The organism is Kurthia senegalensis, assembly GCF_000285595.1.
Taxonomy (GTDB): Bacteria; Bacillota; Bacilli; order Bacillales_A; family Planococcaceae; genus Kurthia; species Kurthia senegalensis.
Genome location: NZ_HE611065.1, coordinates 158,472 through 172,551, shown reverse-complemented (window position 1 = coordinate 172,551; position 14,080 = coordinate 158,472). Strand labels below are relative to the sequence as shown.

Genomic DNA, 14,080 nt, shown 5'->3' with positions numbered 1-14,080 from the left:
CAGTTAATACCTGCCGTTCACTACGTTACAGTGCTAAGAGATGTAGATTCGTCTACATGAATTAGGGTGGTACCACGAAAACGTATGCAAAGTTCTCGTCCCTTTTTATAGGGATGGGGACTTTTTTGTTTTCTCTAAAGTGATCGTTCAACATCATAATCTAGGAGGAATAGATAAAATGAAAGCAGCTGAAATTCGCCGTAAATACATCGAGTTTTTTGTAGAAAAAAATCACAAACAAGAACCTAGTATGCCACTTGTTCCAATTAATGATAACTCCCTACTTTGGATCAACTCAGGTGTTGCAACATTGAAAAAATATTTTGATGGATCCGTTATTCCAGATAATCCACGTATTACGAACGCACAAAAAGCGATTCGTACGAACGATATCGAAAATGTGGGTAAAACAGCACGTCACCATACATTTTTTGAAATGCTAGGAAACTTCTCAATTGGAGACTACTTCAAAAAAGAAGCGATTCACTATGCATGGGAATTCTTAACAGATCCAAAATGGATGGGCTTTGACGGAGAAAAATTATCGATTACGATTCATCCAGAAGACGTAGAAGCATACAACATTTGGAAAGATGAAATCGGTATTCCAGAAGAACGCTTAATTCGTTTAGAAGGAAACTTCTGGGACATCGGTGAAGGTCCATCAGGTCCAAACTCTGAAATTTTCTATGACCGTGGTGAAGAATACGGGAATGATCCGACAGATCCAGAATTGTATACAGGTGGCGAAAACGAACGTTATCTTGAAATTTGGAACTTAGTATTCTCTCAATTCAACCATAATCCTGATGGTACGTACACACCACTTCCAAAACAAAATATTGATACAGGTATGGGTCTTGAACGTATGGCTTCTGTTGTACAAGACGTTCCAACAAACTATGATACAGATTTATTCATGCCAATCATTGAAAAAATTGAAGAGTTTGCAAATCGTAAATACAAACGCCCTGGTGAAGTAGATTTATCAGAAATCTTTGATTCAGAAGAAGATATTAATACGCCATTCAAAGTAATCGCTGACCATATTCGTACGGTAGCCTTTGCAATCGGTGACGGTGCGCTTCCGTCAAATGAAGGTCGCGGCTACGTATTACGTCGTTTATTGCGTCGTGCGGTTCGTTATGCGAAACAAATAGGAATCGAAAAACCATTCATGTTTGAATTAGTACCAACAGTCGGTGCTGTTATGCAAGACTTCTATCCAGAAGTAGCTGAAAAAGAAGCATTCATCATGAAAGTCGTTAAAAACGAAGAAGTTCGTTTCCATGAAACATTAGATGGCGGTCTTTCTATTTTCAATGAAGTCGTTGAAGCTCAAAAAGCAAAAGGTGAAACAGTTATTCCAGGTGTAGATGCATTCCGTCTATATGATACGTACGGTTTCCCAGTAGAGTTAACAGAAGAATATGCAGCGGAAGTAAACATGACTGTAGACGGTGTTGGTTTCGAAAAAGAAATGGAAGCACAACGTGAACGCGCACGTGCTGCACGTCAAGATGTGGATTCTATGCATGTCCAATCAGAAGTACTTGCGAACTTAACACAAGCTTCAGAATTCATCGGGTACGATCAATTAGAAGTAACGACAACAGTTGAAGCGATGGTTGTGAATGGTCAAGAAGTGACAGTCGCTTCAGAAGGCGACGAAGTACTTGTTATTTTAGCGCAAACACCTTTCTATGCAGAAATGGGTGGACAAGTTGCAGACCACGGTACGATTTCAAACGAAGCGTTTACAGCGTCTGTAAAAGACGTGAAAAAAGCGCCGAATGGTCAACCGTTACACACAATCATCGTAGAAAGCGGTGAGTTAACATTACACGCAGAAGTAAATGCGACAGTAGATCGTGAAGAACGTAATTTAACGGTAAAAAACCATACAGCAACTCACTTAATGCAATCAGCACTTAAACACGTATTAGGCGATCACGTTAACCAAGCAGGTTCATACGTTGGTCCAGACCGTCTACGTTTTGACTTCTCACACTTCGGTGCTGTAACGAAAGAAGAATTAGAAAAAATCGAAGCAGAAGTAAATGCGAAAATTTGGGACGATATTGAAGTAATCATCGAAGAAATGCCAATTGCAGATGCGAAAGCGATGGGCGCAATGGCATTATTCGGCGAGAAATATGGCGACGTTGTACGCGTTGTCCAAGTATCAGATTACTCAATTGAACTTTGTGGTGGTATTCACGTAAAACGTTCTTCAGAAATTGGTTTATTCAAAATTGTTTCAGAAGGCGGAATCGGTGCCGGTACACGTCGTATCGAAGCAGTAACAGGTAAAGAAGCATTCCTTGCAGTGAAAGAAGAACAACATATTCTTGAAGCAACAGCAGCATTGTTAAAAGCGAATCCAAAAGATGTAACGATGCGTGTTGAAAATCTTCAACATGAATTAAAAGAACAACAACGTGAAAACGAATCATTATCAGCGAAAATGGCTGCTGCTCAAGCGGGTGACATTTTAAAAGATGCACAAGAAATTAATGGCGTAACAGTTCTTGCAACGAAAGTCGAAGCGAAAGATAATGGTCAACTTCGTCAATTAATGGATGATTTAAAAGCGAAGATGAACAATGCAGTCATCGTTTTAGGCGCAGTAGCAGGCGATAAAGTAATGCTTTGTGCAGGTGTAACGAAAGATATCGCAGGCGGTAACTACCACGCGGGTAACATCGTGAAGTCTGTAGCAGAGCAATGTGGCGGTAAAGGCGGCGGTCGTCCAGATATGGCAATGGCCGGTGCAAAAGACGCTTCTAAATTAGATGCAGCACTACAATCTGTATATGAAGCAGTGAAATCATTTTAATTAACGACTCACTTCCGTTATAATTTAAGTTAGCAATAACTATGAACAATAAAAGGGGTGCTTTGCATGAGCAAGTTTGATGAAACGATGAAATTTAATTTTTCGGAAGAATCTATGGAAAAGGAAGTACAAGATACGTTACTTTCTGTGCATGCAGCACTAGAAGAAAAAGGCTACAATCCGGTCAATCAAATCGTCGGTTATTTATTATCTGGTGACCCAGCTTATATTCCTCGTCATCAAGATGCACGAGCTAAAATGCGCAAGTTAGAGCGAGACGAGATTGTGGAGGAACTAGTGAAGTTTTATATTAAAAAGAATAATGAGGCATAAACAATGAGAGTAATGGGGCTAGATGTCGGTTCAAAAACAGTCGGTGTTGCCGTAAGCGATGCGTTAGGGTGGACAGGACAAGGAATTGAAACGATTAAAATTAATGAAGAAGAAGGCGAATTAGGATTAGACCGTTTAGAAGAACTCGTTAAACAATACGGTGTAACTGAATTTGTCGTCGGTTTCCCAAAAAACATGAACAACACAGTCGGTCCACGTGGAGAAGCGTCGATTGCCTATAAAGAACAATTAGAAGAGCGTTTTGGACTCCCTGTTACGTTATGGGATGAACGTTTAACGACAATGGCTGCAGAACGCGTCTTAATTGAAGCAGATGTACGTCGTAAAGATCGTAAGAAAGTAATCGACAAAATGGCTGCAGTAATGATTTTACAAGGCTATTTAGATCGAAAATCATTTTAGAGGTGAAGAACATGGAAGAGAATCAAACATTTTTAATCGTAGATGAAGAAGGACAAGAACATCAAGCGGTCATCGTATACAAAGTAGAAGAAACAGATGATGGGAACCATTTCGGTAAATCATACATTTTCTACTATATCGAAGACGAATCAGATGATGAGGACGTACGTGTATACGCAGCATCAATCGACGAAGACGCTCTTGAAGGTGAACTTGGCGATATCGAGACACCGGAAGAACAAGAATACATCGAAGATATTTTTAACAACTTAGAAGAAAATACAGAAGAAGACTAGGAGACTACGCATGACTGAAGAATTAAACAACGACAACGTAGCTTCAACAGAAGAACCTTTCAAAATCATCACACTAGTTGATGAAGAAGGTAATGAAAATCTTTACGAACAACTTTCTCTTATTACAAAAGAAGCAAAAGGTAACAAATTCGGTAAAACGTATGCGTTATATGCGGCTGTTGGATATGAAGAAGATGAAAAAGGTAAAACAGATATTATTCCAGTCATTTTAACAGACGACGGCGAACTTGATTTAATCGAAACGACTGCTGAATGGAAATTTATCGAAAAAATGATTGAAGAACAATCTAAAGATTAGAGGCGACGAAAGCATGAGCGAATTAGAACGTTTATACATCCATAACGATGAAAATCAAGAGATTGAACTAGTCGTTGTGAAACGCTTTGAAGCAAACGATAAAAAATACATTATCTTTTATGCGACAAATGATGAAGCAGTAGGTAATGAAATTCAAGCAGCGACACTTGTACCAACAGAAACAGGTGGCGAAGCGTTTGGCGATATTCAAACACAAGAAGAAATGGATTTAATTAATGACGTATTAAATGACTTAGTCGAATCAGGTGAATTTCAACCTGAAGAAGGACAAGGTCACGACCATGATCATGAGCATCATGACCATGAACATTTAATCGCAACAGATGAAGATGGCAATGAAATTGTTTTTGCAATCGAACGTCGATTAGAAATTAATGGTAAACAATACGTTGTGTATTACGACGAAAATGCAGATCAACCACAAATGGAAGCAGCACAATTAGTCGATACAGAAGATGGTCAAGAAATGTTCCCAGTAGAATCAGAAGGTGAATGGGCACTAATTGATCAAGCACTTAGAGATTCAGCAGAATAGGAGCGATTCACATGTCAGAACACCAACATAATCACGAACATTTAGTAGCGGTTGATGAAAATGGAAACGAAATCGTATTTGCCGTATTACAACGTTTTGAAGCAAACGATAAACGCTTTGTTCTTTTTGCAGAAGAAAAAGAAGGCGGTTCTGAAGTACAAGCAGCCGTTATCGTTGAAGATGCAGAAGGTAATGAAGAATTAGAACCTGTTACAGACGAAGCGGACCAAGAAGCGGTTAATGCGATTCTTGAAAAACTTGCAAATGAAGCAGATGACGAAGATGAAGCGTATATTACGGTTGAAGACGCGAATGGGAATGAAATTACATTCACAGTCGTTGCGAAATTCTCAATCGGCGACAAAAACTACGTAGCATTTGTAGACGAAAATGAAGAACAACCTGAACTTCAAGTGGCGACACTTACTGAAAATGGAAGTGGCGAACAAGGGTTAGCTCCTGTAGAAACAGAAGAAGAATTCGTGAAAGTACAAGAAGTATTAAACGAAATTTTAAGCGAAGAACAATAAAAAAAGAGGTGGCCTCATGGCACAAGATTTTCACGGTGTAACATTTGTCGAATATGACGAAGACGGGACGGAAACGGTTTACCGTATTTTATCTCGCGTCGAACCGACTAATAGCGAAAAAACCTATTTAGTATTTTGTGAAGATGTTGAAGATGAAAATGCTGAAGTTCAAATTGAAGCAGCAGAAGTATTACCGACAGACGATGGTGCAGAAGCATTGTATGAAATTGAAACAGAAGAAGAATGGGATATGCTTGAAGAGGTTATCCAAACAATTATGAGCATGTAAAAAAGTGAGTGGGATGCTTGTCATTCCACTCATTTTTTGTGAAAATAAATAGGACAATGTATAATTGTTTTTAGAATAGGAGGGGAATTTGTGGACAGTCAATTGCCTGAAAAACAAATTAAAAAATTACAGCAACAAAAAGACGAAAAGAAAATCGTTCGAAAAATTGTGTTGCTTATTGCAGGGATTTTAGTTGCCCTATTTGTAATCGTTGGGATTAGCGGTTATTTTTATGTGAAGAGCGCGATCCAACCTGTAGATGAAGATTCTAAAAAAACGGTCAAAATTGAAGTGCCAATTGGATCGTCAATTGATTCGATTGCAGATAAATTAGAAGTGAGTGGCATTATTAAAAACGCTCGAATCTTTAAGTATTATACGAAATTCAATAATGGTTCCGGTTTCCAAGCAGGTACATATAAGTTATCACCTTCTATGACACCAGATGAAATTATTAAAAGTTTGAAAACAGGTAAAGTGTATCGTACACCAGAGTTTACGTTAACGATTCCTGAAGGATTAACACTTGATCAAATCGGTGACCAAGTGGCGAAAAATACGAAGTATAGCTCGAAAGAATTTATGAAACTCGTAACGAGCGACACTTTCGTGAAGAAAATGCAAAAAGCGTATCCAAGTACGGTCGGTAAAGCAGTCAATGATAAAGATATCCGTTATAAACTAGAAGGCTATTTATATCCATCGACGTATTCATTCTATGAAAAAGAACCATCTCTTGAAACGATTGCGACGGATATGGTGAAACAAACGAATGCCGTTGTGGAACAATACGCTTCTTTACTGAAAGAAAAAGATATGAGTGTTCACGAATTTTTAACATTTGCATCATTACTTGAAAGAGAAGCGACGGCTAGTACGGATCGTGAAACGATTGCGAGTGTATTTTACAACCGCCTTGAACAAGGGATGCCGTTACAAACCGATCCGACGGTTTTATATTCATTAGGTGAGCACAAAAATCGTGTTCTTTATTCAGATTTAAAAGTAGATAGCCCATACAATACGTATATCCATAAAGGCTTACCACCAGGTCCGATTGCGAATGCAGGAATTGAATCTCTACGTGCAGCAATCGACCCAGCAACGACGAAATACTTATACTTCGTTGCAGATAAAGACGGTAAAAACCATTTTGCTGAAACGTATGCGGAACATCAAAAAAATGTAGCAAAATACATTAAATAGAAATTCAAAAACAGCGGAAGAAATCACTTCTGCTGTTTTTTTATACACTTTGTGAAATGTGCGTGTCTACTCGCTTTTTACTATCATTTATGATAGGATAAAGTGTATTTTGTATATACGTAAGGAGATAGTAAATGTGAATATTTCAGATGCCTATACGAATTCTTTTATTTCAGTTCGAAATGATTTATTGCTCGAAATGGAGCAATACGCAGAAGAAAATTATGTGCCGATTATGCAATTACCGGCCATTGAAACATTGCTTCAAATGTTACGCATTCAACAGCCACAGCAAATATTAGAAGTCGGAAGTGCCATTGGTTATTCTGCTATTCGCATGGCTGAAGCAGTACCTACGTGTCAAATCGTTACGATTGAACGTGACGAGGCACGTATTGCGAATGCGAAAGATTTTATTGCACGTTCTGCCGTAGCGAATCAAATTGAACTAGTAGAAGGTGACGCGTTAGAAGTTACTATTCCAGTAGTGGAAGATGGCTTTGACGCCGTCTTTATCGACGCAGCAAAAGGGCAATATCAAAAATTCTTCGACCGATACAGCCCATTAGTAAAACGAGGCGGCATTTTATACATTGATAATATGTATATGCATGGTTTGTCAGACTTGGATATGAAAGATGTACCGAGAAGAAAAAGAACAATGATTCGTAACTTGCACCACTTCGCAGAATGGGTTATTCAAAATGATGATTACCAATCAACATTTTTCCCAATCGGTGATGGGTTGCTTGTTTGTATAAAGAAGTAAGAGGTGACGAGTAGATGAAAAAACCTGAATTACTCGTAACGCCAAAATCAGTCAATCACATTAAAGCTTTATTAGAAGCGGGTGCAGATGCATTTGTAATTGGTGAACAACAATTTGGCTTACGTTTAGCGGGCGAATTTTCAATTGAAGATGTAAAAGAAGCAACGACATTGATTCATGCTGCAGGCAAAAAAGTATATGTAGCGATGAACGCCATTTTTCATAATGACCGTGTACCCGGATTAGCGCCATATATGATGGCATTAGAAAAAATCGGTGTAGACGCGATTTATTATGGGGATCCAGCCGTTGTGATGACGAAGCGTGAAACGGGTTCTAAAATACCACTCCACTGGGATGCTGAAACGATTGCAACAAATTGGTTCCAAGTAAATTATTGGGGCAAACGAGGCGCAACACGTGCGTATTTAGCTCGTGAACTTGGTATAGAAGAAATCGTTGAGATTAAAGAAAATGCCGATGTCGAAATTGAAGTACAAGTACACGGTATGACATGTATGTTCCAATCAAAACGCCCATTATTAGGAAACTATTTCTTATATCAAGACAAAGCGATGGAAATCGAAAATCGTAAAGATGCACGCAATATGTATTTACACGACAAAGAGCGTAACAACAAATATCCAATTTATGAAGATTTAAATGGCACACATATTTATTCACCAGCAGATATGTGTATCATAGATGAATTGGAAGAACTTTTCGAAGCGAATGTTGATGTGTTCCGTATTGAAGGTGTACTACAAGAAGAAGCGTACGTCGTGACAGTCGTTGAACAATATCGCAAAGCGATTGATACGTTTTTTGAAGATGAAGATGCTTATTTTGATATGAAAGAGCAACTTGTAAAAGCAATCGAAGATGTACAACCTGCGCTTCGTCCGCTTGATACAGGATTCTTCTTTAAAGAAACAGTTTACTAGGAGGTACGAACAAACGTGGCAATTATTGAAATGAATGATCGTATTAGCAGCATTGTCGATGGCAAACGTGTTATTACGAAAAAACCTGAGTTGCTAGCACCTGCTGGTAACTTAGAAAAATTAAAAATTGCGGTACATTACGGTGCAGATGCGGTATTTATTGGCGGCCAAGAATTTGGCTTACGCTCAAATGCTGGTAATTTTTCTATTGAAGAAATGCATGAAGGTGTCGAATTTGCGGCAGCGTACGGTGCAAAAATTTATGTTACGACGAATATTTTTGCCCACAATGATAATATGGATGGACTAGAAGACTACTTAGTAGCGCTTGAAGGTGCTGGTGTTACAGGGATTATCGTCGCCGATCCATTAATTATTGAAACGTGTAAAGTCGTTGCACCTAAATTAGAAATTCATTTATCGACACAACAATCTCTTTCAAACTGGAAAGCCGTTCAGTATTGGAAAGACGAAGGATTACACCGTGTTGTTTTAGCACGTGAAACAGGTGCTGAAGAAATTAAATTGATGAAAGAAAATGTCGACATCGAAATTGAGTCATTCGTACACGGCGCAATGTGTATTGCTTATTCGGGTCGATGTGTTCTTTCAAACCATATGACTGCTCGTGATTCAAATCGCGGCGGTTGTTGCCAATCATGTCGATGGGATTATGATTTATATGCGGTAGAAGATGGGGAAGAAAAACCTCTTTTCACCGAAGATGATGATGCATTTGCGATGAGTCCGAAAGACTTAAACTTAATTGAATCGATTCCGAAAATTATTGAATTAGGAATTGATTCATTAAAAATAGAAGGTCGTATGAAATCAATCCACTACATTGCGACAGTTGTGACAGTGTATCGTAAAGTGATAGACGCTTACTGCGCAGACCCAGAAAATTTTGTCATTCGGAAAGAATGGGTAGAAGAGTTAGCGAAATGTGCTAATCGTGAAACGGCTTCTTCTTTCTTTGAAGGAGAGCCTAGCTATGAACAACAAATGTTTGGTACACATAGTAAACAAACAACGTATGACTTTTGTGGTATGGTCGTTGAATATGACGAAGCCACACAAATGGTTACATTGCAACAACGTAATTACTTTAAGCCAGGGGACGAAGTAGAATTCTTCGGCCCGAACATGGAGAATTTTACGGTCGTTGTAGAAGAAATTTTTGATGAAAAAGGTAACAGCTTAGATGCCGCACGCCACCCACTAGAAATCGTGCGCTTTAAATGTGCACAAAAAGTAAGCCCATATGATATGATGCGTAAGGAGATGCGATAAAATGGCGAAACGTCGACCAGTAGTAATCGGTATTGCAGGAGGTTCAGGTTCAGGTAAAACAAGTGTGACTCATGCAATTTTAGATGTCTTTAAAGACCATTCTGTCGTTGTAATTGAACAAGATTATTATTATAAAGATCAAAGTCACTTAGAATTTGAACAACGTCTTGAAACGAATTACGACCATCCAGATGCTTTTGATAATGAATTATTAGCACAAGATATTGAAAAATTATTAAAACGCGAACCGATTGAAAAGCCAGTGTATGATTATGCCCTACATACACGTGCAAAAGAAACCGTTCACATTGAACCACAAGATGTTATTATCATTGAAGGTATTTTAGTATTAGCAGATGAAAAATTACGTAACTTAATGGATATGAAATTATTTGTCGATACAGACGCGGATTTACGTATTATTCGCCGTATTTTACGTGACATTAACGAACGTGGACGTTCAATGGAATCAGTTATTGAACAGTACTTATCAGTCGTTCGTCCGATGCACAATCAATTCATCGAACCGACGAAACGTAGCGCAGATATTATTATCCCAGAAGGTGGAGAAAATGTCGTTGCGATTGATTTAATGGTTACAAAAATTAAAACTATTCTTGAATCTAACAACATTGTGTAATATGATAGATACTGAAAATGTATTTTAACAACAACTATGTCGCTTACTCGTATAAAGTGAGCGACATAGTATTTTTATTACGCTTACTCGTAATTAAGGAGTGACTTACATGTCAGCAGAGAAACAATACCCAATGACTGCAGAGGGTAAAGAAAAATTAGAAAATGAATTACATGATTTAATCACAGTAAAACGTCCAGAAGTTGTGGAACGTATTAAAATCGCTCGTGGTTACGGTGATCTTTCAGAGAACTCAGAGTACGACGCTGCAAAAGACGAACAAGGCTTTGTAGAAGGACGTATTAAATTAGTGGAAACAATGATTCGTAATGCAATCATTATTGAAGAAGGTTCAGTAGATTCAGATATCGTAACAATTGGTTGCACCGTTACTTTTGAAGAAGACGGTGAAGCTGAAACGTATCAAATCGTAGGTTCTGCCGAAGCAGATCCATTCGAAGGTCGTATTTCAAACGATTCTCCAATTGCGAAAGGTATTATCGGACACAAAGTAGGTGAAACAGTTAAAATCGTTACTCCTGGTGGCGAATTCAACGTTAAAATTATCGAAGTAAAATAGTTCGATTGTTGAAAGCGACAGGCAACTTTAGCCTGTCGCTTTTCGTTTTGTTATTGAAATGTTTCGGTATTGTAATGTAGAAGGAACGCAGTGAAATTCAAATATATGCTATGATAAACATATGAGGTGATCAATATGGAACAACCACCACAAAGACGAAGAAGATACAATCCAGACCGAGAAAAGACGCCGAAAAAGAAATCGGATAAAATGTTAAATGGATTAATTGCAATCGTCAGTATATTAATTTTAATTGTAGGATATAACGTATTAACGTATGAAGGTTCTTCAAAAAACATAAAAGAAGAAGCGAAAGTGACACAAAAAGCTGAGAAAACGGAAGCGCAAAAAGAAGTGGACGAAAAGGCAAAGCAAGAGGCTGAAAAGAAAGCTGACTTGAAGAAAGACATTACCGAACGTTCAACAGTTCGTAGAGTAGACGTAGCGGATGAAAATGTAGAAATGGCTATTGTCGATGATGCATGGAAGCCGCTACAAACTGAACAAACAGAAGCAATTGGAGAAGATCACATTTCGCAATACGATGGCTCTTCGCTTGATTGGAAAGAGAAAGTGACAGAACTTGCGACTGTTTCGAATATTCCAGAAGAAGAGATGCGTATTATTCGTGTGAAAAATGGCGGATCTAATCAAAAAACAATCGGTGTCGTGACGTCTGCAGATAGTACGAAAATGTACCGAATTTATTTGGAATGGGTTCCAAATAAAGGGTGGACGACGACACAATTAGACGTTTTAAAAACATTGAACGGAACGTATTAGTTCATGAAAAGAACCGCTTGTTGCTTGACGATAAGCGGTTCTTTTGTATATCGTAAAGAGGATACAATTTGAAAGGTGGAAATATTCCATGAAAATCGCAATAATTGGCGCAATGGAAGAAGAAGTAGAACTTCTCCGCGCTACGTTAGAAAACGCTACATCTGAAACAATCGCAAATAGTGAGTACACACAAGGTACGTACGAAGGCAAAGACGTTATTTTATTAAAATCAGGAATTGGTAAAGTAAATGCCGCGATGTCTACGACGATTTTACTTGAAAAATACCAACCGGATTTTGTCATTAATACAGGTTCTGCTGGTGGTTACGATGAAAATCTAGAAGTTGGAGCAATCGTTATTTCTGATGAAGTACGTCATCACGATGTGGATGCAACTATTTTCGGATATGAAATGGGTCAAGTACCTCAAATGCCAGCTGGCTTTAAAGCGGATGCACACTTAATGCAAGTGGCGGAAGAAGCTGTGAAAGCTATTGGTGAACACCAAGCAGCGACAGGTTTAATTACGACAGGTGATTCATTTATGAATGATCCTGTTCGCGTTGAAAAAGTACGTAGTTACTTCCCAACGATGAAAGCAGTAGAAATGGAAGCCGCAGCAGTTGCACAAGTATGTTACCAATTCGGTACACCATTTGTTGTCATCCGTGCGTTATCTGATATTGCTGGAAAACAATCAAATATTAGTTTTGATGAATTTTTACCGATTGCCGCGAAACATTCGACACAAGTCGTATTGAAAGCAATTGAAAAACTTTAATATAATCGAAAAAAAAGACCTCCTTGAATCGCTTAGCGAAACGAGGAGGACTTTTTTGATATAAGATGTTTTAAAGCATCGTAGCTACACTTTTTTTAGTTTAAATGAACTAATCATTGCCAGACCCATAAAGAAAAATAGCCCGATATAAAATTGGGTATTAATAAATGGAATGGCAAAGTAAGAAACGGTTAAAATAACACCTGCAGCTGTAATTGGAAGACCGCTAAAATAACCATCTGATTCGGTAATGTTAAACCGTGCTAAACGAAAAGCACCACAAACCATATAAAATACGGTAATGATGGCACCAATTGAACCGTACTCGCTTAAAACAGCACCGTGAATTAAAAGTGCTGGTGCAACGCCGAAAGAAATAACATCACTCATCGAATCGAGTTGTTTTCCTAGTTCGGACTCTTGGTTGAATTTACGTGCAACCTTGCCGTCGTAACGGTCTAAAAGTGCCGCGATAAAAATATATAAAATGGCATGACTATAAGCTTGGCTAAATGTCGCAATGACAGATGCGCAACCGAAAGAAATATTTCCAAGAGTAATGATGTTCGCTAAGTGGGATTTTGTTTTCCGAATCGTAGCTTCGATCTGTTGGAGTATAAACATTTGTGACGCTCCTTAAATTTATTACTTGATTTCAAAAGCTGTTCATATACAATGAATAGAGCCCAAGGGGGAATGCATCGTGTGGAAAAGATTTTTTTATCAAAAAACGATTGAACTAACAAATAATAGAACAACTTCGAAATTACTTCAACTGTTCGCAACGAGCAAGTTGAGTAAACATTGTATATCGTCTTATTCTAAATTGTATCATATAGATACGAAAGACGTCGTTGGACCTATGAATCAATTTCAGTCACTTCAACAATTTTTTACGAGAAAATTAAAAGAAGAAGCACGTCCGATCGATAGAAGAGAACAAGTCATTACGAGCCCAGTGGACGGGAAAATCGAGTCGTTCGGAGAGGTCACTGCACAAAGTCATTACGTCGTTAAGGGGAAAGATTATTCGCTACTAGACGTATTCGGACAGCCAGACATTGCAGACTCGTATGTTGGTGGACAATACATCGTATTTTACTTAAGTCCATCTAATTATCACCGCGTACATAGCCCAGTGGATGGTCAATTGCTACGCCAATATTTTTTAGGCGGAAAATCGTATCCAGTCAATCAAATCGGATTGACGTACGGAAAAAAACCGCTGTCACATAATTATCGATGCGTAACAGAACTGCAAACAGAATGTGGGAAAATGGCTGTTGTTAAAGTAGGGGCCATGTTTGTGAATTCTATTCAATTGACAGAAAAGAAACAGCAGTGGACAAAAGGACACGAAGTCGGGTTGTTTGAGTTTGGCTCGACAGTCATGGTTTTTTTTGAAAAAGGAAAAACAAGCTTTACACAAAACGTCCAAAAAGATGCGATTATACGAGTGGGAGAAGCATTCACGTATATGGTATAATCTTTAGAGTAGC

Annotated in this window: 18 protein-coding genes; 17 read left to right on the top strand and 1 reads right to left on the bottom strand. The window is 38.3% G+C overall.

The genetic code is table 11. From position 1 onward, the window contains the following. Positions 1–178: 178 nt before the first annotated feature. The 16 genes from alaS (at position 179) to mtnN (ending at position 12,581) form a co-directional block, all read left to right on the top strand. Entirely contained in the window at positions 179–2,839 is a 2,661-nt protein-coding gene (alaS, locus tag KSHG_RS06230) for an alanine--tRNA ligase (RefSeq protein ID WP_010303512.1), read from the top strand. Positions 2,840–2,905: 66 nt separating this feature from the next. Next, a complete protein-coding gene (locus tag KSHG_RS06225) occupies positions 2,906–3,172 on the top strand; it encodes an IreB family regulatory phosphoprotein (protein ID WP_010303511.1) in 267 nt (88 codons plus the stop codon). Positions 3,173–3,175: 3 nt separating this feature from the next. Then, complete coding sequence (gene ruvX, locus KSHG_RS06220) at positions 3,176–3,595, top strand: Holliday junction resolvase RuvX (protein ID WP_010303509.1); 420 nt, start codon at positions 3,176–3,178, stop codon at positions 3,593–3,595. Positions 3,596–3,606: 11 nt separating this feature from the next. Next, complete coding sequence (locus KSHG_RS06215) at positions 3,607–3,891, top strand: DUF1292 domain-containing protein (protein WP_010303508.1); 285 nt, start codon at positions 3,607–3,609, stop codon at positions 3,889–3,891. A 10-nt stretch (positions 3,892–3,901) separates the two neighbouring features. Next, entirely contained in the window at positions 3,902–4,210 is a 309-nt protein-coding gene (locus KSHG_RS06210; protein WP_010303506.1) for a DUF1292 domain-containing protein, read from the top strand. A gap of 13 nt (positions 4,211–4,223) precedes the next feature. Next, positions 4,224–4,766, top strand: a complete 543-nt coding sequence (locus KSHG_RS06205) for a DUF1292 domain-containing protein (protein WP_010303503.1) — start codon at positions 4,224–4,226, stop codon at positions 4,764–4,766. A gap of 11 nt (positions 4,767–4,777) precedes the next feature. Continuing rightward, positions 4,778–5,296 carry a DUF1292 domain-containing protein gene (locus KSHG_RS06200; RefSeq protein ID WP_010303501.1) on the top strand — a complete coding sequence of 173 codons (519 nt, stop codon included), beginning with the start codon at positions 4,778–4,780 and terminating at the stop codon, positions 5,294–5,296. A gap of 16 nt (positions 5,297–5,312) precedes the next feature. Then, positions 5,313–5,585 (top strand): DUF1292 domain-containing protein, encoded by a 273-nt coding sequence (locus tag KSHG_RS06195; protein WP_010303499.1) that lies wholly within the window; start codon positions 5,313–5,315, stop codon positions 5,583–5,585. A 90-nt stretch (positions 5,586–5,675) separates the two neighbouring features. Beyond that, positions 5,676–6,791, top strand: a complete 1,116-nt coding sequence (mltG, locus tag KSHG_RS06190; protein WP_010303497.1) for an endolytic transglycosylase MltG — start codon at positions 5,676–5,678, stop codon at positions 6,789–6,791. Positions 6,792–6,927: 136 nt separating this feature from the next. Further along, positions 6,928–7,560: an O-methyltransferase gene (locus KSHG_RS06185; RefSeq protein WP_010303496.1), complete on the top strand. Its 633-nt coding sequence runs from the start codon at positions 6,928–6,930 to the stop codon at positions 7,558–7,560. A gap of 14 nt (positions 7,561–7,574) precedes the next feature. Further along, the gene (locus KSHG_RS06180; RefSeq protein WP_010303493.1) at positions 7,575–8,504 is read left to right on the top strand and encodes a peptidase U32 family protein; all 930 of its coding nucleotides are present in this window, start codon (positions 7,575–7,577) and stop codon (positions 8,502–8,504) included. A gap of 30 nt (positions 8,505–8,534) precedes the next feature. After that, positions 8,535–9,797: a peptidase U32 family protein gene (locus KSHG_RS06175; RefSeq protein ID WP_042231510.1), complete on the top strand. Its 1,263-nt coding sequence runs from the start codon at positions 8,535–8,537 to the stop codon at positions 9,795–9,797. Position 9,798: 1 nt separating this feature from the next. Continuing rightward, positions 9,799–10,437, top strand: coding sequence for a uridine kinase (gene udk / locus KSHG_RS06170; RefSeq protein ID WP_010303489.1), 639 nt, complete (start codon positions 9,799–9,801; stop codon positions 10,435–10,437). Positions 10,438–10,546: 109 nt separating this feature from the next. Beyond that, positions 10,547–11,017 (top strand): transcription elongation factor GreA, encoded by a 471-nt coding sequence (greA, locus tag KSHG_RS06165; protein ID WP_010303485.1) that lies wholly within the window; start codon positions 10,547–10,549, stop codon positions 11,015–11,017. 135 nt (positions 11,018–11,152) lie between these two features. Next, positions 11,153–11,800 carry a YrrS family protein gene (locus tag KSHG_RS06160; protein WP_010303482.1) on the top strand — a complete coding sequence of 216 codons (648 nt, stop codon included), beginning with the start codon at positions 11,153–11,155 and terminating at the stop codon, positions 11,798–11,800. An 88-nt stretch (positions 11,801–11,888) separates the two neighbouring features. Beyond that, on the top strand, positions 11,889–12,581 hold the full coding sequence (mtnN, locus tag KSHG_RS06155; RefSeq protein ID WP_010303475.1) for a 5'-methylthioadenosine/S-adenosylhomocysteine nucleosidase: 693 nt from the start codon (positions 11,889–11,891) through the stop codon (positions 12,579–12,581). 84 nt (positions 12,582–12,665) lie between these two features. Here mtnN and pssA read toward each other — a convergent pair whose 3' ends face one another. Further along, on the bottom strand, positions 12,666–13,205 hold the full coding sequence (gene pssA, locus KSHG_RS06150) for a CDP-diacylglycerol--serine O-phosphatidyltransferase (RefSeq protein WP_010303473.1): 540 nt from the start codon (positions 13,203–13,205) through the stop codon (positions 12,666–12,668). 79 nt (positions 13,206–13,284) lie between these two features. Here pssA and KSHG_RS06145 point away from each other — a divergent pair, with 79 nt between their 5' ends. Further along, positions 13,285–14,067 carry a phosphatidylserine decarboxylase gene (locus KSHG_RS06145; protein WP_010303472.1) on the top strand — a complete coding sequence of 261 codons (783 nt, stop codon included), beginning with the start codon at positions 13,285–13,287 and terminating at the stop codon, positions 14,065–14,067. Positions 14,068–14,080: the final 13 nt, after the last annotated feature.